Here is a 23471-nt window from a genome sequence, read left to right as displayed (position 1 = left end):
TTACGCCACGTTGACGCGCTGACCGGGCGGGGCTGCCTCAAGCCACGCGAGGAAACCGGTCAGCGCGTCTTCGCTCATCGCGAGTTCGAGACGCGTGCCCCGGTGCAGACAGGCCAGGATCACATGGTCGGAGAGGAGCGCCAGCTCCTCCTCACCCTCCGGCACCCGGCGGCCGGCCACCTCGATGGCGGACCGCTCCAGGGTGCGGCGCGGACGCGGTGAGTACGAGAAGACGCGATACCACTCGACGCGGTCGCCGTTGTAGCGGGCCACCCCGTACGCCCAGCCCTTGCCGTTCCGGTCGCCCTCCTCCGGGGTGTCCCAGCGCAGGCTGGCGTCGAAGGTGCCGCCCGAGCGCTGGATCAGCCGGCGGCGCAGACCGAAGACGAACAGGCCCACCACCACGAGGGCCACCACGATTCCGCACACAGTCAGAGCGAGGACCATCGACACCGACCTCCTCGTCTCCTAGGTAACGGAACGTAAAAATCACCCACATCCGCCTCAGCCGCGGCTGGGTCCGGATCTCTCCGGTACCCAGCCGCGGCTGAGTGACGTCATCACACGGCGGACGGGGTCAGCGCGCCGCCGTGGCAGCCCGCAGACGGACGTCGGCGCGGCGCTGGGCGTCCGCGTCGTCCTCCGCCTTCGCGCGCTCGAGCTCCTGCTCCGCGCGCTGGACATCGATCTCGTCCGACAGCTCGGCGACCTCCGCCAGGAGGGAGAGCTTGTCGTCCGCGAACGAGATGAATCCGCCGTGCACCGCGGCGACGACCGTCCCGCCCTCGCTCGTACGGATGGTCACCGGGCCCGACTCCAGCACACCGAGCAGCGGCTGGTGACCGGGCATGACGCCGATGTCGCCGGACGTGGTGCGCGCGACGACCAGGGTGGCCTGGCCGGACCAGACCTCACGGTCGGCCGCGACCAGCGCGACGTGCAGCTCAGCAGCCAAGGGTGGCTCCTCGGGTCACCACCCGGCGGGAGTGCCGGGTGTTGGTTACAAGTCTAGTAGGCGTGACGGAGGGGGCGGGACGAACCCCGCCCCCTCCGACGAGCACGGGGCTCAGGAGACGCCGAGCTCCTTGGCGTTGTTCTTGAGGTCCTCAAGACCACCGCACATGAAGAACGCCTGCTCCGGGAAGTGGTCGTACTCGCCGTCGCAGATCGCGTTGAACGCGGCGATCGACTCGTCCAGCGGCACGTCCGAACCGTCCACGCCGGTGAACTGCTTGGCGGCGTGGGTGTTCTGGGACAGGAAGCGCTCCACGCGACGGGCACGGTGGACGACGAGCTTGTCCTCCTCGCCGAGCTCGTCGATACCGAGGATCGCGATGATGTCCTGCAGGTCCTTGTACTTCTGCAGGATGTTCTTCACGCGCATCGCGGCGTTGTAGTGCTCCGCCGTGATGTACCGCGGGTCGAGGATGCGGGACGTCGAGTCCAGCGGGTCCACGGCCGGGTAGATGCCCTTCTCGGAGATCGGACGGGACAGAACCGTCGTCGCGTCGAGGTGGGCGAAGGTGGTGGCCGGGGCCGGGTCGGTCAGGTCGTCCGCGGGGACGTAGATCGCCTGCATCGAGGTGATCGAGTGACCACGGGTCGAGGTGATGCGCTCCTGGAGGGTGCCCATCTCGTCGGCCAGGTTCGGCTGGTAGCCCACCGCGGAGGGCATACGGCCGAGCAGGGTCGACACCTCGGAACCGGCCTGGGTGAAGCGGAAGATGTTGTCGATGAAGAACAGCACGTCCTGCTTCTGGACGTCGCGGAAGTACTCCGCCATCGTCAGGCCGGCCAGGGCCACGCGCAGACGGGTGCCCGGGGGCTCGTCCATCTGGCCGAAGACCAGGGCGGTCTTGTCCAGAACGCCGGACTCTTCCATTTCCGCGATGAGGTCGTTGCCCTCACGGGTGCGCTCACCGACGCCCGCGAAGACGGAGACGCCCTCGTGGAGGTTGGCGACACGCATGATCATTTCCTGGATCAGCACGGTCTTGCCGACACCGGCACCACCGAACAGACCGATCTTGCCGCCCTTGACGTACGGGGTGAGCAGGTCGACGACCTTCAGGCCCGTCTCGAACATCTCGGTCTTCGACTCGAGCTGGTCGAACGCGGGGGCCTTGCGGTGGATGGACCAGCGCTCGCCCTCGTGGACCTCGTCGCTGTTCAGCACCTCACCGAGGGTGTTGAACACCTTGCCCTTGGTGAAGTCGCCGACCGGGACGGTGATGCCCGCGCCCGTGTCGGTCACCGGGGCCTGGCGGACCAGGCCGTCGGTGGGCTGCATGGAGATGGCGCGGACCAGGCCGTCACCCAGGTGCTGGGCGACCTCCAGGGTCAGCGTCTTCTTCTCGCCCGCGAGCGCCGGGTCTGCGACCTCGACGTGCAGGGCGTTGTAGATCTCCGGCATCGCGTCGACGGGGAACTCCACGTCGACGACCGGGCCGATGACCCGCGCGACGCGGCCCGTCGCCGTGGCCGTCTCAACAGTGGTGGTCATTTATCGGTCACTCCCCGCGGTCGCGTCGGCCAGGGCGCTGGCGCCACCGACGATCTCGCTGATTTCCTGGGTGATTTCGGCCTGGCGGGCCTGGTTGGCAAGCCGGGTGAGCGTCTCGATGAGCTCTCCGGCGTTGTCGGTGGCCGACTTCATCGCGCGCCGCGTGGCGGCGTGCTTGGAGGCGGCCGACTGGAGCAGCGCGTTGTAGATGCGGCTCTCGACGTAGCGCGGCAGCAGGGCGTCGAGGACGTCCTCCGCCGAGGGCTCGAAGTCGAACAGCGGGAGGATCTCACCCTTGGCGGGCTTGGCCTCCTCGGCGACCTCGTCGAGGCTGAGCGGCAGCAGCCGGGCCTCGATCGCCGTCTGCGTCATCATCGACACGAACTCGGTGTAGACGATGTGGAGCTCGTCCACGCCGCCCTCGGCCGTCTCCGTCTCGATCGCCTCGATCAGCGGGGCCGCGACCTTCTTGGCGTCCGCGTACGACGGCTCGTCGGTGAAGCCCGTGAACGTCTCCGCGATCTTGCGCTCGCGGAAGTTGTAGTGGGCGACACCGCGGCGGCCGACGATGTAGCTGACGACCTCCTTGCCCTCGGCCTCGAGCTTCGCCGTGAGCTTCTCCGCGGCCTTGATGGCGTTGGAGTTGAAGGCGCCGGCCAGACCGCGGTCGCTCGTGAGGAGCAGGACCGCGGCGCGGGTCGGGTTCTCGGGCTCGGTCGTGAGCGGGTGCTTGGTGTTGGATCCGCCGGCGACCGCCGTGACCGCCCGGGTGAGCTCGGTCGCGTACGGGGTGGAGGCCGCCACCTTGCGCTGCGCCTTGACGACGCGCGAGGCGGCGATCATCTCCATCGCCTTGGTGATCTTCTTGGTCGCGGTGACGGATCGGATGCGACGCTTGTAGACCCGGAGCTGGGCTCCCATGAGTCAGGTCCCTTCCGTCGTCACTTACCGGCAGCCGGGGTGTCCTCGCCGAGCAGCTTGCCGTCGGCGGTCTCGAACTGCTTCTTGAACTCCACGATGGCGTCGGCGACAGCCTGAAGGGTGTCGTCGGACATCTTGCCGCCCTCGCGGATGGAGGTCATCAGGCCCTGCTCCTTGCGGTGCAGGTACTCCAGCAGCTCCTTCTCGAAGCGGCGGATGTCGACGACGGGGACGTCGTCCATCTTGCCGGTGGTGCCGGCCCAGACGGAGACGACCTGGTCCTCGGTGGCCATCGGCTGGTACTGCGCCTGCTTCAGCAGCTCGACCATGCGCTGACCGCGCTCCAGCTGCGCCTTGGACGCGGCGTCCAGGTCGGAACCGAAGGCGGCGAACGCCTCCAGCTCACGGAACTGGGCGAGGTCCACGCGCAGACGGCCGGAGACCTGCTTCATCGCCTTGTGCTGCGCGGAACCACCGACTCGGGAGACGGAGATACCGACGTTCAGCGCGGGGCGCTGACCGGCGTTGAACAGGTCCGACTCCAGGAAGCACTGGCCGTCGGTGATGGAGATGACGTTGGTCGGGATGAACGCCGAGACGTCGTTGGCCTTCGTCTCGACGATCGGCAGACCGGTCATCGAGCCGGCACCCATCTCGTCGGAGAGCTTCGCGCAGCGCTCCAGCAGACGGGAGTGCAGGTAGAAGACGTCACCCGGGTAGGCCTCACGGCCCGGCGGGCGGCGCAGCAGCAGCGACACGGCGCGGTAGGCGTCGGCCTGCTTCGACAGGTCGTCGAAGATGATCAGGACGTGCTTGCCCTGGTACATCCAGTGCTGGCCGATGGCCGAACCGGTGTACGGCGCCAGGTACTTGAAGCCGGCCGGGTCGGACGCCGGGGCGGCGACGATGGTCGTGTACTCCAGCGCGCCGGCCTCCTCCAGAGCGCCGCGCACACCGGCGATCGTGGAGCCCTTCTGGCCGATGGCGACGTAGATGCAGCGGACCTGCTTGTTCGGGTCGCCCGAGCGCCAGTTGTCGCGCTGGTTGATGATGGTGTCGACGGCCAGGGCGGTCTTGCCGGTCTGGCGGTCACCGATGATCAGCTGACGCTGGCCACGGCCGATCGGGGTCATCGCGTCGACGGCCTTGTAGCCCGTCTCCATCGGCTCGTGCACCGACTTGCGGACCATGACGCCCGGGGCCTGCAGCTCCAGGGCGCGACGGTCCTCGGTCTCGATCTCGCCGAGGCCGTCGATCGGGTTGCCGAGGGGGTCCACCACGCGGCCGAGGTAGCCCTCGCCCACCGCGACGGAGAGAACCTCACCGGTACGGGAGACCGGCTGACCCTCCTCGATGCCGCTGAACTCGCCGAGGACGACGCAGCCGATCTCGCGCTCCTCGAGGTTGAGGGCGAGACCGAGGCTGCCGTCCTCGAACTTCAGCAGCTCGTTGGCCATGACCGAGGGCAGACCCTCGACCTTCGCGATACCGTCGCCGGCGAAGGTGACCGTACCGACCTCCTCGCGCGAGGCCGCGTCCGGCTTGTACGCCTGGACGAAGTTCTCCAGCGCGTCCCGGATCTCCTCCGGCCGGATCGTGAGCTCCGCCATCTGGGTTCCCTGCTCTCCTTGTTGGGCCCGAAGTTTCACTTTGGGGGTCTGGGGGCGACCCCCAGGATTCTTCTGCACGGCCCAACCAGGGCCGTCGTAAGTACGTACTGCCTATTGAGTTGCTGCTCAGCCGGTGAGCCGGCGGCCTGCGTCCTCGATGCGGTCCGCGAGGGAGCCGTTGATGACCTCGTCACCGACCTGCACCCGGATACCGCCGAGGACCTCGGGGTCCACGTCCAGGTTGAGGTGCATCCGGCGGCCGTAGAGCTTCGCGAGGGCGTCGCCCAGGCGCTGCTTCTGCGGGTCGCTCAGCGGTACCGCCGAGGTCACGATGGCGACCATGCGGTCCCGGCGCTCGGCGGCGAGCTTGGACAGGGACTCCAGTCCCGACTCCAGGCTACGTCCCCGCGGCGCGGTCACAAGGCGCGTGACCAGACGCTCGGTGGCCGGCTGGGCCCGGCCGCCGAGCAGGCTGCGCAGCAGCCCGCCCTTGGCCGAGGTGGTGGCCTTGCGGTCGGTCAGCGCGGCCCGCAGCTCAGTGCTGCCGGAGACGATCCGGCCGAACCGGAACAGCTCGTCCTCGACGTCGTCGAGCTTGCCGGCCTGCTGCGCGGCGGTGAGGTCGGCGGTGTCGGCCAGCACCTCCAGGGCGTCCACCAGGTCGCGCGACTGCGACCAGCGGGAGCGCACCATGCCGGCCACCAGGTCGGCGGCGGGGCCGCTGACCTGGGTGCCGAGCAGACGCTGGGCCAGCTCGGCCTTCGCCTCCGCGGACTGCGCCGGGTCGGTGAGGACCCGACGCAGCGACACCTCGCGGTCGAGCAGCGCGGTGACGGCGGCCAGCTCGTCGGCGAGCGAAGCCGCGTTCACGGACGTCGAGTCCGTCAGCGCGTCGAGACGCTCACGTGCGGCTGCCAGGGCCTCGCGGCTCGCTCCGCTCATCGCCCGGCCTCGGCCTTCTCCTCGAGCTCGTCGAGGAACCGGTCGATCACGCGGCTCTGGCGGGCGTGGTCCTCGAGGGACTCCCCGACGAGCTTGCCGGCCAGGTCGGTGGCGAGCTTGCCGACGTCCTGGCGCAGCGCCGAAGCGGCGGCCTTGCGGTCGGCCTCGATCTGGGAGTGACCGGCGGCGACGATCTCCTCGCGCTGACGCTGGCCCTCGGCCCGCATCTCGGCGATGAGCGTGGCACCCTGCTCCTGCGCCTCCTGGCGCAGGCGCGCGGCCTCGTGCCGGGCCTCGGCGAGCTGTGCCTTGTACTGCTCAAGGACGCTCTGGGCCTCGACCTTCATGGTCTCGGCCTCTTCGATACCGCCTTCGATCGCCGCGCGGCGCTCCTCCAGAACCTTGTTGATGTTCGGAAGCAGCTTCTTCCAGAAGAAGAAGAACACGATGGCGAAGGCGATGGTGCCGACGAGCAGCTCGGGGCCCGGAGGAACGAGCGGGTTCTGCTCTTCCTCGGCCGCCAGCTGCACCAGGTTGGCGATCACATCAGTGCCTTTCGTCGAAACGTGTCGGTGAGCAGGAAATTACTGACCGAACACGAACGGCATAACGATGCCGATGAGGGCGAGCGCCTCACAGAAGGCGAAGCCCAGGATCTGGTTGGCACGGATCAGGCCGGCGGCCTCGGGCTGACGGGCCAGAGCCTGGGTGCCGTTGCCGAAGATGATGCCGACGCCGATGCCGGGGCCGATGGCGGAGAGGCCGTAGCCGATGGAGCCGAGCGAACCGGAGACAGCGGCGAGGGTCTCAGTGGCAGCCATGCTGTTTCTTCCTTCTCTTTCACGGACCGGCGGGGGTTGGCCACCGGACGTTCTTGGGATTTGCGGGGCGGGCGGGGCTCAGTGGTGCTCGGCCAGAGCGCCCTGGATGTACGTGCAGGCAAGGAGTACGAAGACGTACGCCTGGACGGCCTGCACGAAGAGTTCGAAGCCGATCATCGCGACGGTCATCACGAAGGAGACACCGGCCGCCGGGATCATCCAGCTGTTCAGCAGGTACCAGGAGGCGACGGTGAACATCACCAGCATCAGGTGGCCGGCGAACATGTTGGCGAACAGTCGCACGGCGTGCGTGAACGGCCGGACGAGCAGGTTCGAGAAGAACTCGATGACCATGACGAGCGGCAGCACCGGGCCGAGCGACTTGTCGTAGCCGGTGATGTTCTTGAAGAACCCGACGAAGCCGTGCCGCTTGAAGGTCAGCGAGACCCAGGTCACGTAGACGATCACGGCGAGGACAGCCGGGAACGCGATGATCGACGAGACCGGGAACTGCGCGAGCGGGATCACGGACCAGATGTTCATGATCCAGATGAAGAAGAAGAGCGAGACCATCAGGGGGACGTACTTCTCGCCCTCCTTCTTTCCGAGGGTCTCGTAGACGATGCCGCGGCGGACGAAGTCGTATCCGGCTTCACCGACCATCTGCAGCTTGCCCGGCACGACCTTGGCCTTGCCGAAGGCCGCATAGAAGAAGCCGATGACGAGGATGGTGGTGATGAGGGCAAGCAGCATCACCTTGTTGAACTCGAACCCTCCAACCGTGGCAATCGGCTTGAAGAGGAACGAGTGCAGGCCCGGTGCCGGAAAACCACACCCGTCGGACATGATCCGACAGCTCCAGTCAAAGGCGAGCTGGGTCTGGTCAGCACTCACCGCGGGCTCCTTCGGCGTGACGCATAGGTACGGCAACCTCGTTGTGTCGGCGCGGCGCGCAGCCGCGGATCGGCACCGGACTGGTGTTACGGATGTGAGGGCGGCTGGGGGGCATCGAGCCTCGCGTTCGAGCAGGCGTCAGCTCACATGCCCGCGCCCGCGATGCCGCAGTTGGCACCGGACGATAGCAGGAGTTCCTACTGCCCTTTATCGCGCCCCTACTCGTCACGACGACGGTCCGGTCTTCTCGGGCTTCTCACTCTTCTCGGAGTCCGGATCGATGTAGAAGATCTTGGCCTTCATATGCGCACGAGCCTGCGCGGCCATCCACACGACGGTGGCGATGACGAGCCCGAGGGCGAACGTCTTCGCGTTGAAGAGAGAGGTGTCCTTGAAGAGGGCGACGAAGATCAGGAGAAGCAGCAGCTGAGCCACATAGAGCATCAGCCCCATGGCCTGAAACAGCTGCGGGAGCGTTTTTGCCGTCCACTGGAGGATGTACAGGCCAACCCCCATGAAGAGGATGGCCAGCACGGTACCGACGGCCGCTCCGACGGCTCCCTTGCCTCCGGCCACCGCGCCACTGACGGCGACCACGACCACACCGGCAGCGGCTGTGGGCACAGCGCACTGCAAGAGGTTCCGGGCGTCATTGGACGGCATGGCGGCAACTCCGCTTTCGCAGGGGGCAGGGGTGTCGTCATGGACGAGCGTAGTCCCGGGCTGAGTGGAGACCTCACGCCAATGGACCGTCGCACTGCGGTCCTTCGGCTCTATCCGGGGGGTTCTCGTGAACCGTATCACAAACTATTTGATGCAGTCTTTACCTGAAGGTGTGCGGACTCTCACACATGAGAGTGAACCTGCGCGTCTGAGCGAGAAGCGAGCCGAGATGTCTGGTATTGGGTGCTTCGCACCTCCATCGCAACCCCACGACTTGGCAATGCTCTAGTCAGATTCTTACCTTGTCCCGGCCTTGCGCCGGTCGGCCAGGCGCGAACGGGGGCCGATGGCGGTCGCCCCGTTGACGCCGGCCGCCCCGGACACCGCGGGGGTGCGGCTCTCGGCCCCGGCGGGAACGTGCTGGTCCGCCGCGGACGCCGGGGTCGAGGCCTCCGGTGCGAGGGCCGCGACCGAGCCGCGACGCCGGTAGCGCGGCGGGATGAAGCGCTCCATCCAGCGCGGGGCCCGCGGCGTGAAGCGCGGCAGCAGAAGCAGCAGGAGCCCGATGGCGCTGAGGAACACCACACCCAGCACGATCCACATGGACGCCGAGTTGACCGAGTAGGCGAGGGCGCCGAAGGCGATCAGCGCCGACCAGAAGTACATGATGAGCACCGCGCGACTGTGCGAGTGGCCGATCTCCAGCAGCCGGTGGTGCAGGTGGCCGCGGTCGGCTGCGAACGGGGACTGGCCGCGCCAGGTGCGGCGCACGATCGCCAGGATCAGGTCGGCGGCCGGGACCGCGATGATCGTCAGCGGCAGCAGCAGCGGGATGTAGACGGGGACCGTCTGGTGCACGGCCTCCTTCTCGGAGCCCACGTACAGGTTGAGCGCGTCCGGGTCGACCTGTCCCGTGACGGAGATCGCGCCGGCGGCCAGGACCAGGCCGATCAGCATCGAGCCCGAGTCGCCCATGAAGATCCGGGCCGGGTGCATGTTGTGCGGCAGGAAGCCAAGGCACATGCCCATCAGGATCGCCGAGAAGAGGGTGGCCGGGGCGGCGGCCTCGATGCCGTACGAGTACCAGATGCGGTAGGCGTACAGGAAGAACGCCGTGGCCGCGATGCAGACCATGCCGGCCGCGAGGCCGTCCAGGCCGTCGACGAAGTTGACCGCGTTGATGGTGATGACGACCAGCGCGACCGTGAGCAGGGTGCCCTGCCACTGGGTGAGCGCGACCGAGCCGACGCCGGGGATCGGCAGCCACAGGATCGTCAGACCCTGCACGACCATCACACCCGCGGCGATCATCTGGCCGCCCAGCTTGATCAGGGCGTCGATCTCGAACTTGTCGTCCAGCACACCGATCAGCCAGATCAGCGCCGCCCCGGACAGCAGCGCCCGGGGTTCGTTCGACGTCTCGAAGACCTGGTTGAGGTTGGTCAGGTGGTCGGCGACCAGCAGGCCCGCGCACAGGCCGAAGAACATCGCGATACCGCCGAGGCGCGGAGTGGGCTCCCGGTGCACGTCACGTGCCCGGATCTCCGGCATCGCTCCGGCCACGATCGCGAACTTACGTACCGGCCCTGTCAGCAGATACGTCACCGCGGCCGTGATGCAGAGCGTCAGGAGGTATTCACGCACGGGCTTCCCCACAGGTCTCGCTGGCCATCTCAGCCCCACACCCTAGCGATGCGCGCATATGAGTGGGGACTTCCGGGTAGCGACGATGGTTGCACGAGTGGCTGTGCACCCTGATGCGCTTACCCCGACTCAAGCGGGATACGGCGGAAATCGACCGGACAGCTCCCGAACATCTTCACGGGCTCTTGAGGTCTCCGTCACGCCCCCGAGCACCCCGGCGAGCAGCTCGGCGATCCGGACCATCTCCCCCTCACCCATGCCCTGCGTGGTGACCGCGGCCGTGCCGAGCCGCAGCCCCCGGGCGTCCGCGTGCGGCAGCGCGCAGCAGTCCATGACCAGGCCGGACGCAGCCAGACGGCCCCTTGCCGTGCGCCCGTCGACGCCGAGGGGCGCCGGGTCGGCGGTGATCAGGTGGGTGTCCGTGCCGCCGGTGGTGACGACCAGGCCCGCCGCGGCCAGCCGGGCCGCCAGAACCCGCGCATTCGCCACCACCTGATGGGCGTACGCGGCGAACGCCGGTGTTGCCGCCTCCCCGAACGCGACCGCCTTGGCGGCGATGGTGTGCATCTGCGCACCACCCTGTGTGAAAGGGAACACCGCCCGGTCGACCCGCTCGGCCAGCTCCGCCCGGCACAGGATCAGGCCGCCGCGCGGGCCCCGCAGCACCTTGTGGGTGGTCCCGCAGACGATGTCCGCGTACGGCACCGGATTCGGCGCCGCTCCCCCGGCGACGAGCCCGAGGGGGTGCGCGGCGTCCGCGATGAGGTAGGCGCCCACCTCGTCGGCGACCTCGCGGAAGAACGCGTAGTCGAGGTGCCGGGGGTAGGCGATGGAGCCGCACACGATCGCCTTGGGCCGGCGTGTGCGGGCCAGGGTGCGCACCTGCTCGTGGTCGACGAGCCCCGACTCGGCGTCCACCCCGTATCCGACGAAGTCGAACCAGCGGCCGGAGAAGTTGGCGGGTGAGCCGTGCGTGAGGTGCCCGCCATAGGGCAGGCCGAGGGCGAGGACGGTGTCGCCGGGGCGGAGCAGGGCGGCGTAGGCGGCGAGCACCGCCGAAGAGCCCGAGTGCGGCTGGACGTTCGCGTGGTCGGCGCCGAACAGGGCCTTCGCCCGCTCAACGGCGAGGCGCTCGGCGACGTCGGCGATCTCGCAGCCGCCGTGGTGCCGCGCCCCCGGGTAGCCCTCGGCGTACTTGTTGGCGAGCGGGGAGCCGAGCGCGGCCAGTACGGCCGGGGAGCTGAAGTTCTCGGCGGCGATCAGCTGGAGCGTGGTCGACTGCCGCTCCCGCTCGCCGAGCAGGATGTCGGCGAGCTCGGGGTCCTGGCGGCGCAGGACGTCGGCCTGGATGGCAGGGGTGACCGTCATGATGGGCTCCGGGCAGCGTCGACGGTGACGTACGTCCAATGTAGGCCCGGGGCCCCCGGGGCGCTCGGCTGTTACATCTTTGCCGGGACGCCCGTCAGGGCCGTGACGACCGGATCGAGTGCCTGGTGTATCTCGTCGCCGATGGACCGGAAGAACGTCAGGGGCGCCCCGTACGGGTCGTAGACCTCGTCCGCCTCGGCGTTCGGTGCCAGCAGCCACCCGCGTAGAGCCGCCGCGGCGCGGACCAGCGCACGGGCGCGGAGGACCACGCCCTCCTCCAGCGGCGGCAGGGTCGCCGGGTCGATGGCCTTGACCAGGCGGGTGAACTCCTTGAGCGTGAAGGTGCGCAGGCCCGCCGAGTGGCCCATGGAGATGACCTGCGCCCGGTGGTCCCGGGTGGCGGTCAGCACCAGGTCGGCGCGGATCACGTGCTCGTCGAGGAGCTCGCGCCCGGTGAAGCCGGAGGCGTCCGCGCCGAAGTCGGCCAGGACGGTCTCCGCGTGGGACTCCATGGGCGCGCCCTCATGGCCCCAGGTGCCGGCGCTCTCCACGATCAGCCCGCCGCCCAGGATGCCGAGCCGCTCCCGCACGGCATGGCGGGTCAGCCGCTCGGTGATGGGTGAGCGGCACACGTTGCCGGTGCTGACGTGGAGGATGCGGAAGCTGTCGCGCGGAAGTCCCACGAAGGTCGTCGTGATCTCCGCCGCGCTTTCCCCGTTGCCTATGCCACGCCCCGATCCAGGGGCCGTCAATTCGCCACCTCGAGGTCGGGTACGACCTTTCGCAGCTCGTCCGCCGAGATGGCACCCGCGCGCAGCAGCAGCGGCACCTCACGGGTCACGTCGACGATCGACGACGGCACGATGCCGGGGGTCGGGCCCCCGTCGAGGTAGACGGAGACGGAGTCGCCCAGCATCTCCTGCGCCGCGTCGCAGTCCTCCGGCGCCGGGTGGCCGGTCAGGTTGGCGGAGGAGACGGCCATGGGGCCGACCTCGGTCAGCAGCTCGATGGCGACCGGGTGCAGCGGCATGCGCACGGCGACCGTGCCGCGGGTGTCCCCGAGGTCCCACTGGAGGGACGGCTGGTGCCGGGCGACGAGCGTCAGCGCGCCCGGCCAGAAGGCGTCGACCAGCTCCCAGGCCAGCTCGGAGAAGTCCGTGACGAGGCCGTGCAGCGTGTTCGGGGAGCCGATGAGGACGGGCGTGGGCATGTTGCGGCCCCGGCCCTTCGCGTCGAGCAGGTCGGCGACCGCCTCCGAGGAGAACGCGTCGGCGCCGATGCCGTACACCGTGTCCGTCGGCAGCACCACGAGCTCGCCACGGCGGACGGCGGACGCTGCCTCGCGCAGACCGGTCACACGGTCGGTCGCGTCGTTGGTGTCGTATCGCCGTGCCATCTTTAGCTGGCCTCCTCGTACACGTGCTGCTGGGATGAAGTCCGCGAGGAACGCGGGGTGCCCGGTGTGCTCACGGCAGCGCCTTGCGGGCCGTGGCGAAGCGCGGGCGGTTGTTGAGGTCCGGGTGGTCGGCCGCGTCGGCCCAGCCCCGCTCCTCGGTGAAGATCCACGGCACCTGGCCGCCCTGGGTGTCCGCGTGCTCGACGACGACCACACCGCCCGGCCGCAGCAGCCGGTGCGCGGTGCGTTCCAGGCCGCGGATGAGGTCGAGGCCGTCCTCGCCGGAGAAGAGGGCCATGTCGGGGTCGTAGTCCCGCGCCTCGGGGGCGACGTACTCCCACTCGGTGAGCGGGATGTACGGCGGGTTGGTGATGACCAGGTCGACCTGGCCGTCCAGGTCCGGGAAGGCGGTGAGCGCGTTGCCCTGCCGCAGGTCGACCCTGGATCCCTCGACGTTCTTGCGGGTCCAGCGCAGGGCGTCCTCGGACAGTTCCACGGCGTGCACGCGCGAGCGCGGCACCTCCTGGGCGAGGGCCAGCGCGATGGCACCGGAGCCGGTGCACAGGTCGACGATGCACGGCTCGACGACGTCCATGGCCCGTACGGCGTCTATGGCCCAGCCGACCACGGACTCCGTCTCGGGCCGCGGCACGAACACCCCGGGCCCGACCTGGAGTTCCAGGTAGCGGAAGTAGGCGCGCCCGGTGATGTGCTGGACCGGTTCGCGGGCCTCGCGGCGGGCGATGACCTCCCAGTAGCGGGCGTCGAAGTCGGAGTCCTTGACGGAGTGCAGCTCGCCGCGCTTGACGCCGTGCACGAACGCGGCGAGCTCCTCCGCGTCGGTACGCGGCGAGGGCACGCCGGCGTCGGCGAGCCGCTGGGTGGCCTGGGCCACCTCCGCGAGCAGCACGCTGCGGGGGCTTGGGGGTCGCCCCCCAAATGACTGCTGCACGCAAGTCCTCCGTTGTCCTCGTACGTGATCACTCGTACGTGCTCGTGCCGCCTTACGCAGCCGCCAGCTTCGCCGCCGAGTCCGCGTCGACGCAGGCCTGGATCACGGCGTCGAGGTCGCCGTCCAGGACCTGGTCCAGGTTGTACGCCTTGAAGCCGACGCGATGGTCGGAGATGCGGTTCTCCGGGAAGTTGTAGGTGCGGATCTTCTCGGAGCGGTCGACGGTGCGGACCTGGCTGCGGCGGGCGTCGGCCGCCTCCCTCTCCGCCTCCTCCTGCGCCGCCGCGAGCAGCCTGGAGCGCAGGATACGCAGTGCCTGCTCCTTGTTCTGCAGCTGGCTCTTCTCGTTCTGGCAGGAGGCGACGACTCCGGTCGGGATGTGCGTGATGCGCACGGCGGAGTCGGTGGTGTTGACGGACTGTCCGCCGGGCCCGGAGGACCGGTAGACGTCGATGCGGAGGTCGTTGGGGTTGATCTCCACGTCGACCTCCTCGGCCTCGGGCGTGACGAGCACACCGGCCGCGGAGGTGTGGATCCGTCCCTGGGACTCCGTCGCGGGCACGCGCTGCACGCGGTGCACGCCGCCCTCGTACTTCATCCGCGCCCAGACGCCCTGGCCCGGTTCGGTGGCACCCTGGCCGCCCTTGGTCTTCACGGCGACCTGGACGTCCTTGTAGCCGCCCAGCTCCGACTCGGTGGCGTCGATGATCTCGGTCTTCCACCCCACGCGCTCGGCGTAGCGCAGGTACATGCGCAGCAGGTCGCCGGCGAACAGGGCCGACTCGTCGCCGCCCGCGCCCGCCTTGATCTCCAGGATGACGTCCTTGTCGTCGCTGGGGTCGCGCGGGACGAGCAGGAGGCGCAGCTTCTCCGTGAGCCCCTCGCGCGCCTTCTCCAGCTCCTTGACCTCGGCGGCGAACTCCGGGTCGTCGGCGCCCAGCTCACGCGCGGTCTCGATGTCGTCGCCCGTCTGCGTCCAGGAGCGGTACGTGGCGACGATGGGGGTGAGCTCGGCGTAACGCTTGTTCAGCTTGCGCGCGTTGGCCTGGTCGGAGTGGACCGACGGGTCGGCGAGCTTCTTCTCCAGGTCGGCGTGCTCGGCGACGAGTTCCTCGACGGCCTCGAACATCTTGGGCTCCTGTGCGGGACGGGGGTGAAGGGCGGGCGACCAAAAACGCCGGTCCCGGCGCGCCCGGTGAGGGGGCGCGGCCGTGGACCGGCGAATTGAGGCTCGCTACTTCTTGGAGCCGGCGGCCTTGCCGAAGCGGGCCTCGAAGCGGGCCACACGGCCACCGGTGTCGAGGATCTTCTGCTTGCCCGTGTAGAACGGGTGGCACTCGGAGCAGACATCGGCGCGGATGGTGCCGGACTCGATGGTGCTGCGGGTGGTGAACGACGCGCCACAGGTGCAGCTGACCTGCGTCTCGACGTACTCGGGGTGGATGTCGCGCTTCAAGGTGTCTCCTAGGTTCGGGAGGGCGCCGGGTCGCTGCCGCGGGGTGCGGGAGCGTGAACCGGAGCCGACGTACCAGTCTGCCAGGACTGGGGCCTACTCCCAAAACCGGGGGTTGCCGTCGTTTGTTCCCCGCGGGCCGTCGCGGGTTGTTCGCGCCCACGCGGCGGAGCCGCACATCGACACGGCCCCGCGCCCCCAGGGGGCGCGATCTCAGGAGCCGCTCACGACGCCCTTGGCTTCCCCGGTCGCGTTGCCCTTCGTCGCGCTCTTCGGGATCGGCCTGTCGTTCTCCAGGGCCTTCCAGATCTGGTCGGCCTTCTTCTCCTGGAGGAGGACGCGGTTGGGGTCGGCCGGGTCGTAGGCCACCGGCATCGTGACCATGTGCATGTTGGACGGGCTGATGCCCTTCAGGCCGCTCGCGAAGGAGGCGAGCTTGTTGACCGAGCCGAGGTCGGAGTCGGTCGTCACCGTCTTGGTCGCGGTTTCCGCGAGGTCGAGCAGCTTCTTGGGGTTCGAGAAGACGCCGACGTCCTTGATCTGGTTGACCAGGGCCTTGATGAAGGCCTGCTGGAGCTGGATCCGGCCCAGGTCCGAGCCGTCGCCGACGCCGTGTCTGGTGCGGACCAGGCCCAGGGCCTGCTCGCCGTCCAGCGTGTGGGTGCCGGCCTTCAGCTTCAGATGGCTGTCGGGGTCGTCGATGCGCTTGGTCGTGGTGATCTCGACGCCGCCGAGGTCGTCGATGAGCCTCTGGAAGCCGGCGAAGTCGACCTCCAGATAGTGGTCCATGCGCAGGTCGGTGATCGACTCGACGGTCTTCACGGCGCAGGCGGCGCCGCCGGTGGAGTATGCGGAGTTGAACATCACGCTGCGCGCGGCGGGGTACTCGTTGCCCTTGGTGTCCGTGCACGAGGGGCGGTCGATGAGGGTGTCACGCGGGATGGAGACCACGCTGGCCTTCTTGTGCCCCTTGTAGACGTGCACGATCATCGCCGTGTCGGAGCGGGCGCTGCCGTCGTCGGTGCCGCCGCCGAGCTTCTTGTTGCCGCCGGCGCGGGTGTCGGAGCCGAGGACGAGGATGTTCTCCGAGCCGTTGTCGGCCTTCTTGGGCCGGTCCGTGCCGAGGGCCTGGTCGATGTCGACGCTCTTGAGGTTGCCGTTGAGCTTGAAGTAGAGGTAACCGGCTCCGGCGCCGCCCAGCACGACGATGCCCGCGGCCGTCCAGGCCATGATCATCAAGCCCTTGTTGCGCTGCGGGGGCTTACGGCGCCGCCCCTTGCCGCGGTGGCGCGCTCCACTGGTACCGGTATCGCCCGGTATCCCCGGGTCGGGTGTGCTCTCGGCGGACATGTACTCCTCAGCTCTTCTACGGTCGGTTACCCCCTGCGGTCAGTGCCAGGCGTGGCCGGAGAAGACCCTTCCTCGCACTATCGTCGCCCCACCTGGTCAGACGGAGAAACTCGGGAAAGGGTTGCACAACGGACTGTGCCCACCGCGTACGGCGGTGGGCACAGTGCGTGTTCGTCGCAGCGGAGCGGAACCCGCTCACCTGCAATTTCAGCCGAAGATGTCGTACTGCTTGAAATCGGTGCCCACGGACTTCCTTGTGGCAAAGATCTCGCTTGTCCCCTTGCCGGTGCCCGCGTACAGGTACAGCGTGCCGCCGGGGGTGCGGGCCAGGAAGTCGGCCTTGCCATCGCCGGTGACGTCGCCGGGCGCGTCGAAGGCGTTGTAGTCGGCCCAGGTGCGCACCTTGACCCGGGCCGAGAAGGCGCCCGTGCCGGCCTTGCCGGTGCCCTTGTAGAGGTAGATCGCGCTGCCGGACGTGCTGCGGGCGATCAGGTCGGTCTTGCCGTCCCCGTTGAAGTCGCCCTTGCCGCGCACGGAGTTGTACTGGTTCCAGCCGGAGCCGACCTGGACGCGGGGCGCGAAGGTGCCGTTGCCGTTGCCCGGGTAGATCCACATGACACCCGCGGAGTCGACCGAGAGCAGGTCGGGCCGGTAGTCGCCGGTGACGTCACCGGGAGTGATGATCCGGGTGCGGGTCTTCCAGTTGTCGGCGATCTGCTTGGTGGACCAAGTGCCGCTGGAGATGACGTAGTGCGTCCAGAAGAGGTCGCCGTCGCTGCTGCGCCGGTAGACCAGGTCCTGGTAGCCGTCGCGGTCGAGGTCCGTCTGCAGGACGACGTTCACGCCGTCCCAGTTGCCCCAGGACTCGCGGGCGGCGAAGGACGTGCCGTTGGAGTCCTTGGAGTAGCCGGTCTTGGTGGAGGCGTTGCGCACCCAGAGGTCGGCCTTGTGGTCGCCGCTGATGTTGGTGTCGTCCAGGCGCGGGTAGGCGGCGCCGACGTAGGAGCTGACCTTGGCGAAGACGCTGTAGGCGCCCTTCGCGACGCAGTCGGTCACGCCCCAGGACACGACACCGACGATGCGGTTGTTGACGACCAGGGGGCCGCCGGAGTCGCCGTTGCAGGCGGAGACGGTGCCGGTGTCGCTGCCGGTGGCGGGCTTGCCCGCGCAGACCATGTGGCCCTTGACGAAGTCCGCGCCGTACGCGCCGGAGCACGTCGTGTCGGACTGCATGGGCAGCGTGGCCGTCTTCAGCGTCTCGGAGATGTCGTCGCTGGTGGAGCTGGTGCGGCCCCAGCCGTAGACCTTGGCACTGGTGCCGGCCTGGTACGACGTGGTGTCGCCGGAGGTCGTCATGCGGATCGGGGTGACCTTGACCGGGACGGGCAGGGTCAGCACCGCGATGTCGTTGTCGATGGTCGTCGCGTTGTACGACGGGTGGTTCCACTGCCGCCAGACGCCGGTGACGGTGCCGCCGTGCAGGTCGGTGCCGTCGGCCGAGGGCAGCTGGGAGGTGCCGGTGACGACGGCGCCGTTGCCGTTCCAGTTGTAGCCCTTGACGCAGTGCGCGGCGGTCAGGATCTTCGTCGGCGCGACGACGGCGCCGCCGCAGAAGAAGCCGATGTCGTCACTGGTGCCGGAGGTGCCCCGGTCGTCGTAGTAGTGGAGCTGCGCCATCCACGGAGCCGTGCTGATGGTGGTCTCGTTGCCACCGATGATCTTGGGGTCGATGCTGCCGGTGACGGTGCCCGCGCTGAGCGAGGCCTTGCTCGTCTTGCCGGCGACGTCGTCACCGGCCATGGCACCCGCGACGCGCTTCTCCAGCTCGGCGAGCGACGGCGAGCTGACGGCGGGCTTGACCGTCGGCTGCGGCAGCGGGGTGGCCGCGTCGGCGGACGTCGTCAGCAGCGCGCCGGCCACGGCTGCGGCGACACCGGCCGCGGCGACGGGCAGTGCTATGCGTATCCGGCGTCTGTGCCGACCGCCCCCGGGCATGGGTGTACCCACGTATGTCCCCCCTCGGGATCACAAGTTCGAAGAGAGCGTGATCCTACCCGCACACGAACAGCACAAAGGGCCGCCCCCCGTCCGGGGAGCGGCCCTCTTTGTGCAGTCCTTACCTCAGCCGACCGCCTCAGTCGCCGTTGCCCGGCGTCGGGGTGGTCTTCTGGATCTGCATGAGGAACTCGGCGTTCGACTTCGTCTGCTTCATCTTGTCGAGAAGCAGCTCGACCGCCTGCTGCTGGTCGAGCGCGTGCAGCACCCGGCGCAGCTTCCAGACGATGGCGAGCTCGTCGGGGGCGAGCAGGATCTCTTCCTTGCGGGTGCCGGACGCGTCGACGTCCACCGCCGGGAAGATGCGCTTGTCGGCGAGCTTCCGGTCGAGCTTCAGCTCGGCGTTGCCGGTGCCCTTGAACTCCTCGAAGATGACCTCGTCCATGCGGGACCCGGTGTCCACCAGGGCGGTGGCGAGGATCGTCAGCGAGCCGCCGTCCTCGATGTTGCGGGCCGCACCGAAGAAGCGCTTCGGCGGGTACAGCGCCGTCGAGTCGACACCACCGGACAGGATGCGGCCGGAGGCCGGGGCGGCGAGGTTGTACGCGCGGCCCAGACGGGTGATCGAGTCGAGCAGCACGACCACGTCGTGACCCAGCTCCACCAGGCGCTTGGCGCGCTCGATGGCAAGCTCGGCGACGGTGGTGTGGTCCTCGGCGGGGCGGTCGAAGGTCGAGGAGATGACCTCGCCCTTCACCGACCGCTGCATGTCGGTGACCTCTTCCGGACGCTCGTCGACGAGGACGACCATCAAGTGGCACTCGGGGTTGTTGTGCGTGATCGCGTTGGCGATCGCCTGCATGATCATGGTCTTGCCGGTCTTCGGCGGGGCCACGATCAGACCGCGCTGGCCCTTACCGATCGGCGAGACCAGGTCGATGATGCGGGTGGTGAGCACGCCGGGGTCCGTCTCCAGACGGAGGCGGTCCTGCGGGTACAGCGGCGTCAGCTTGTTGAACTCCGGGCGGCCGCGGCCGGATTCGGGCGCCATGCCGTTGACGGAGTCCAGACGCACCAGCGCGTTGAACTTCTCGCGCCGCTCGCCTTCCTTCGGCTGGCGCACGGCACCGGTGATGTGGTCGCCCTTGCGCAGGCCGTTCTTGCGGACCTGGGCGAGGGAGACGTACACGTCGTTCGGGCCGGGCAGGTAGCCGGACGTACGGATGAACGCGTAGTTGTCGAGGATGTCCAGGATGCCCGCGACGGGGATCAGGACGTCGTCCTCGTTGATCTGCGGCTCGGAGGCGATGTCGTCGCGTCCGCGACGGCCCCGGCGGTCGCGGTAGCGCCCGCGACGGCCACGACGGCCGCCGTCGAAGTCGTCCCCGTCGTCGTCGGGCCGCTGCTGGCCGCGGTCCTGGCGGCCGCCGCCCTGCTGGTTCTGCTGCTGGCCGCCGCGGTCCTGACGGCCGCCGCCCTGCTGGTCGTCGCCCTTGCCGCCGCGGCGGTCGCGGTCACGCCCGCGGTCCCGGTCGCGGTCCCGGCGGTCGCGACGACGGCCCTCGCCGTCACCGGCGTCGGACTTGGCCTCGTTGCTCTGGGACTGCTGCTGCGACAGCGCCTCGGCCTTGGTGTCCGTCTTCGCCTCGGCGACGATGGTCTCCGCGGCGGAAGCGGGGGCTCCGGCCTCCGCGGTGGCCCGGCGACGGCGGCGCTCGGGCGCGTCGTCTCCCGCGCGCTCGTTCTCGCTCGACCGGGAGGCGCCTCCGGCGGGCTGGCCGGGGATCTCGATCTGCTGCTGGGCCACGGCCTTCTCGGCCTTGTCCGCGGGGGCCTTGGAGGCCTCCTTCGCGTCCGCCTTCTTGTCCGCCTTCTCGGCGTTGTCACCCGTACGGGTCCGAGAGGTGGCGCGGCGCTTGGGCTTGGTCTCGGCGGGGGCGTCGGCCTTCGCGGCCGGAGCGGCGCCGCCGGACGCCTGCGCCTCCTTGATGACCTCGATCAGCTGGCTCTTGCGCATCCGCGCGGTACCCCTGATGCCGAGGCCGGAGGCGACCTGCTGCAGCTCGGCCAGCACCATGCCCTCGAGGCCGGTACCGCGGCGCCGCCGGGAGCCGGCACCGCTGGCAGGCGCGGAGGCGTCCGTGGCGGGCGCGGCAGCGGTCTCCTCGACACGTGCGCCCATCAGATCGGTGGTGTCGCTCACGAAGGGTCCTTCCCTGGAGCGGACGTCGGCCTGTCTGGCTCGGCGACCGTTTGTGCTGTCCGACTTCGGTTCGTGTGGTGTGAACCGTGCCGGGGCGGTGGTCCGCCTAAGCGGCGGAGGAATCTGGTGATGGCGCTTCCTTGAGCCGTGGCACCCAGTGTCAGTGTCACGCGGCGTGGTCGCACCGGTTCCGGAGCGTGCCCTGCGCCCCGCTCAGCATCCTTGTACGGCGTACGGTCCGACGTACGGAACACAGTGCGGCTTGGGGGGCTCCCGGAAGAATGTCTGTCCCGGACGGGGACACGAGGCACCTCGCCATGGTGGGGTCGGGTGCAGACTTGAGGTTAACACTACCGGATCCAACAAACATTCCCCCTCTCGAAATCCGGCAACCGCGCGGTTTCAGATGTCACCGGAGGCGGCGAGCGGCAGCACGCTCGCGCCCTGCTGATCGAGGCGGAGCCGGTTCGCCGCCCAGTCCGCGCCCGCCAGGGCCTCGACCTTGCCGGCGGTCTCCTCGTCGGCCAGTGCCATGACCGTCGGCCCGGCTCCGGAGATGACCGCGGGGATGCCGTCGCCCCGCAGCCGCTCCACCAGTGCCGCGCTCTCGGGCATGGCCGGCGCGCGGTACTCCTGGTGCAGTCGGTCCTCGGTGGCGGGCAGCAGAAGTTCGGGGCGGCGCGTCAGGGCTTCGACGAGCAGGGCGGCGCGGCCGGCGTTGGTGGCCGCGTCGACGTGCGGCACGGAGCGCGGCAGCAGACCGCGCGCGGTTGCCGTGAGCACCGGCTTCCCGGGCACGAAAACCACCGGAACGATGGAATCCGCGGGCTCCATCCTGATCGCGCGGGCGGCACCGCCCTCCATCCAGGACAGCGTGAAGCCGCCCAGCAGGCAGGCCGCGACATTGTCGGGGTGGCCCTCGATCTCGGTGGCGAGTTCGAGCAGGGCGGTGTCGTCGAGCTTCGCGTCGGCCCCTATGGTCACGGCGCGGGCGGCGACGATGCCCGCGCAGATGGCGGCCGAGGAGGAGCCGAGACCCCGGCCGTGCGGAATGCGGTTGGCGCAGACGATCTCCAGACCGCGCGGCTGTCCGCCGAGCAGGTCGAAGGCGGTGCGCAGGGACCGTACGAGAAGGTGCTGCTCGTCGCGCGGGAGGGTCTCGCTTCCCTCACCCGCGATGTCGATGTGCAGCCCGGAGTCGGCCACCCGGACGACCACGTCGTCGTACAAGCCCAGCGCGAGGCCTAGGGCGTCGAAGCCCGGGCCGAGGTTGGCGCTGGTGGCGGGGACGCGCACCCGGACGGCGGCGGCGCGGAACGCTGGACCGGCCATCGCTCGATGACTCTCCTTGAGCTGCGTGATTGTCGAATGACGTTCAGTGGACATTCGATGGCGTACGAGAACCCTGGGGGGCCGCTGCCGACCGGGCTGGCCGGCGGCTGTCCCGGCCGTGGAGACGGCGCGGCACCGTGCTCCATGCGGAGGCATATGCGGCGGGCGGGTTCAGTACAGCCTATCGAAGGAAGGTTCTGTGGCGACATAGGGCGCACAGGAGGCGCACGATGCGTGTCGTAAGCCCCCTGTGCACCCCCCGTAGGGAATCTCCCCGGGCCGGCGCCGTCTTACGCCGGAACGGTCGGGCGTAAGACCGGCGCTCGGTGCATCGGCGCACGTCAGGCAGGTTCGAGCGCCGTCACACGAGACCCAGGCGCTCCGCCGCGGCCGCGGAGTCGACGGGTACGGTGACCGGCTGCGGGGCACCGGCGACGGCCCAGTCGGGGTCCTTCAGCCCGTTGCCGGTGACGGTGCAGACGATCCGCTGCCCCGGGTCGACCTTGCCCTGCTCGGCGGCCTTCAGCAGACCGGCGACGGACGCGGCGGACGCCGGCTCGACGAAGACACCCTCCTGGGACGCCAACAGCCGGTAGGCGCGCAGGATCTCACGGTCCGTCACCTCGTCGATGAAGCCGCCCGACTCGTCCCGCGCGGCGAGCGCGTACTGCCAGGAGGCCGGGTTGCCGATGCGGATGGCCGTGGCGATGGTCGAGGGGTCCTTGACGACCTCGCCGCGCACGATCGGCGCGCTGCCGGAGGCCTGGAAGCCCCACATCCGCGGCTTGCGGGTCGCCACGCCGTCGGCGGCGTACTCCGTGTAGCCCTTCCAATAGGCCGTGATGTTGCCCGCGTTGCCGACCGGCAGGACGTGGATGTCGGGCGCGTCGCCGAGCATGTCCACGATCTCGAAGGCGGCCGTCTTCTGGCCCTCGATTCGCACCGGGTTGACCGAATTGACGAGGGCGACGGGGTAGTTGTCGCTCAGGCCGCGCGCGAGGGTGAGGCAGTCGTCGAAGTTGCCGTCGACCTGGAGGATCTTCGCGCCGTGCACGAGGGCCTGGCCCATCTTGCCGAGCGCGATCTTGCCCGTCGGCACGAGCACGGCGCAGACCATCCCGGCCCGCACGGCGTACGCGGCGGCGGAGGCCGACGTGTTGCCGGTGGAGGCGCAGATGACGGCCTGCGCGCCCTCCTCCTTGGCCCGGGTGATGGCCATGGTCATGCCGCGGTCCTTGAAGGACCCCGTCGGGTTCGCGCCCTCGACCTTGAGGTGGACCTCGCAGCCCGTGCGCTCGGAGAGCACCTGCGCGGGCACGAGGGGCGTACCGCCCTCGCGGAGCGTCACGACCGGCGTGCTGTCGGAGACGGGCAGCCGGTCCCGGTACTCCTCGATGATTCCGCGCCACTGGTGGGTCATTGCT

Annotated in this window: 22 protein-coding genes; all 22 read right to left on the bottom strand. The window is 69.4% G+C overall.

Features of this window, described 5'->3' with window-relative positions; genetic code table 11:
• The 22 genes from RFN52_RS27635 to thrC all read right to left on the bottom strand — a co-directional run bounded on the left by RFN52_RS27635 (position 1) and on the right by thrC (position 23467).
• Positions 1-447 (bottom strand): DUF2550 domain-containing protein, encoded by a 447-nt coding sequence (locus RFN52_RS27635; protein ID WP_184850015.1) that lies wholly within the window; start codon positions 445-447, stop codon positions 1-3.
• A gap of 130 nt (positions 448-577) precedes the next feature.
• Positions 578-955 carry a F0F1 ATP synthase subunit epsilon gene (locus tag RFN52_RS27630; protein WP_031104205.1) on the bottom strand — a complete coding sequence of 126 codons (378 nt, stop codon included), beginning with the start codon at positions 953-955 and terminating at the stop codon, positions 578-580.
• Between the two features lie 111 nt (positions 956-1066).
• Positions 1067-2503 carry a F0F1 ATP synthase subunit beta gene (gene atpD / locus RFN52_RS27625; protein WP_031104204.1) on the bottom strand — a complete coding sequence of 479 codons (1437 nt, stop codon included), beginning with the start codon at positions 2501-2503 and terminating at the stop codon, positions 1067-1069.
• Complete coding sequence (locus tag RFN52_RS27620; RefSeq protein WP_031104203.1) at positions 2504-3424, bottom strand: F0F1 ATP synthase subunit gamma; 921 nt, start codon at positions 3422-3424, stop codon at positions 2504-2506.
• 20 nt (positions 3425-3444) lie between these two features.
• Entirely contained in the window at positions 3445-5034 is a 1590-nt protein-coding gene (gene atpA, locus RFN52_RS27615) for a F0F1 ATP synthase subunit alpha (RefSeq protein ID WP_031104202.1), read from the bottom strand.
• A 126-nt stretch (positions 5035-5160) separates the two neighbouring features.
• Positions 5161-5976 carry a F0F1 ATP synthase subunit delta gene (locus RFN52_RS27610; RefSeq protein ID WP_184850013.1) on the bottom strand — a complete coding sequence of 272 codons (816 nt, stop codon included), beginning with the start codon at positions 5974-5976 and terminating at the stop codon, positions 5161-5163.
• Positions 5973-6521, bottom strand: coding sequence for a F0F1 ATP synthase subunit B (locus RFN52_RS27605; RefSeq protein WP_142159450.1), 549 nt, complete (start codon positions 6519-6521; stop codon positions 5973-5975). The genes RFN52_RS27610 and RFN52_RS27605 overlap by 4 nt, the downstream gene beginning before the upstream one ends.
• Before the next feature lie 39 nt (positions 6522-6560).
• Positions 6561-6797: an ATP synthase subunit C-like protein gene (locus RFN52_RS27600; protein WP_010040161.1), complete on the bottom strand. Its 237-nt coding sequence runs from the start codon at positions 6795-6797 to the stop codon at positions 6561-6563.
• 78 nt (positions 6798-6875) lie between these two features.
• Positions 6876-7691, bottom strand: a complete 816-nt coding sequence (atpB, locus tag RFN52_RS27595) for a F0F1 ATP synthase subunit A (RefSeq protein WP_486388990.1) — start codon at positions 7689-7691, stop codon at positions 6876-6878.
• A 225-nt stretch (positions 7692-7916) separates the two neighbouring features.
• Positions 7917-8354, bottom strand: a complete 438-nt coding sequence (locus RFN52_RS27590; RefSeq protein WP_184850011.1) for a Cg1360 family ATP-synthase-associated protein — start codon at positions 8352-8354, stop codon at positions 7917-7919.
• Positions 8355-8651: 297 nt separating this feature from the next.
• The gene (locus RFN52_RS27585; protein ID WP_184850009.1) at positions 8652-9998 is read right to left on the bottom strand and encodes an MraY family glycosyltransferase; all 1347 of its coding nucleotides are present in this window, start codon (positions 9996-9998) and stop codon (positions 8652-8654) included.
• Positions 9999-10127: 129 nt separating this feature from the next.
• Entirely contained in the window at positions 10128-11366 is a 1239-nt protein-coding gene (glyA, locus tag RFN52_RS27580; protein WP_184850007.1) for a serine hydroxymethyltransferase, read from the bottom strand.
• A gap of 71 nt (positions 11367-11437) precedes the next feature.
• Positions 11438-12118 (bottom strand): arsenate reductase/protein-tyrosine-phosphatase family protein, encoded by a 681-nt coding sequence (locus RFN52_RS27575; protein ID WP_184850005.1) that lies wholly within the window; start codon positions 12116-12118, stop codon positions 11438-11440.
• The gene (locus tag RFN52_RS27570; protein ID WP_030854964.1) at positions 12115-12762 is read right to left on the bottom strand and encodes an L-threonylcarbamoyladenylate synthase; all 648 of its coding nucleotides are present in this window, start codon (positions 12760-12762) and stop codon (positions 12115-12117) included. Before RFN52_RS27570 ends, RFN52_RS27575 begins: the two co-directional genes overlap by 4 nt.
• A 70-nt stretch (positions 12763-12832) precedes the next feature.
• Positions 12833-13672: a peptide chain release factor N(5)-glutamine methyltransferase gene (gene prmC / locus RFN52_RS27565; RefSeq protein ID WP_184850003.1), complete on the bottom strand. Its 840-nt coding sequence runs from the start codon at positions 13670-13672 to the stop codon at positions 12833-12835.
• Positions 13673-13766: 94 nt separating this feature from the next.
• Entirely contained in the window at positions 13767-14843 is a 1077-nt protein-coding gene (gene prfA / locus RFN52_RS27560; protein WP_184850001.1) for a peptide chain release factor 1, read from the bottom strand.
• A 105-nt stretch (positions 14844-14948) separates the two neighbouring features.
• The gene (rpmE, locus tag RFN52_RS27555) at positions 14949-15170 is read right to left on the bottom strand and encodes a 50S ribosomal protein L31 (protein ID WP_003992975.1); all 222 of its coding nucleotides are present in this window, start codon (positions 15168-15170) and stop codon (positions 14949-14951) included.
• 210 nt (positions 15171-15380) lie between these two features.
• A complete protein-coding gene (locus RFN52_RS27550; RefSeq protein WP_184849999.1) occupies positions 15381-16517 on the bottom strand; it encodes an LCP family protein in 1137 nt (378 codons plus the stop codon).
• Positions 16518-16724: 207 nt separating this feature from the next.
• The gene (locus tag RFN52_RS27545; RefSeq protein ID WP_184854057.1) at positions 16725-18512 is read right to left on the bottom strand and encodes a trypsin-like serine protease; all 1788 of its coding nucleotides are present in this window, start codon (positions 18510-18512) and stop codon (positions 16725-16727) included.
• A gap of 139 nt (positions 18513-18651) precedes the next feature.
• The gene (rho, locus tag RFN52_RS27540) at positions 18652-20715 is read right to left on the bottom strand and encodes a transcription termination factor Rho (protein WP_184849997.1); all 2064 of its coding nucleotides are present in this window, start codon (positions 20713-20715) and stop codon (positions 18652-18654) included.
• A gap of 402 nt (positions 20716-21117) precedes the next feature.
• Positions 21118-22047 carry a homoserine kinase gene (gene thrB / locus RFN52_RS27535; RefSeq protein WP_184849995.1) on the bottom strand — a complete coding sequence of 310 codons (930 nt, stop codon included), beginning with the start codon at positions 22045-22047 and terminating at the stop codon, positions 21118-21120.
• 361 nt (positions 22048-22408) lie between these two features.
• Positions 22409-23467: a threonine synthase gene (gene thrC, locus RFN52_RS27530; RefSeq protein ID WP_184849993.1), complete on the bottom strand. Its 1059-nt coding sequence runs from the start codon at positions 23465-23467 to the stop codon at positions 22409-22411.
• Positions 23468-23471 lie beyond the last annotated feature (4 nt).

It is taken from the genome of Streptomyces collinus (assembly GCF_031348265.1).
GTDB lineage: Bacteria > Actinomycetota > Actinomycetes > Streptomycetales > Streptomycetaceae > Streptomyces > Streptomyces collinus.
This window is presented reverse-complemented; position numbering and strand designations above follow the sequence as displayed.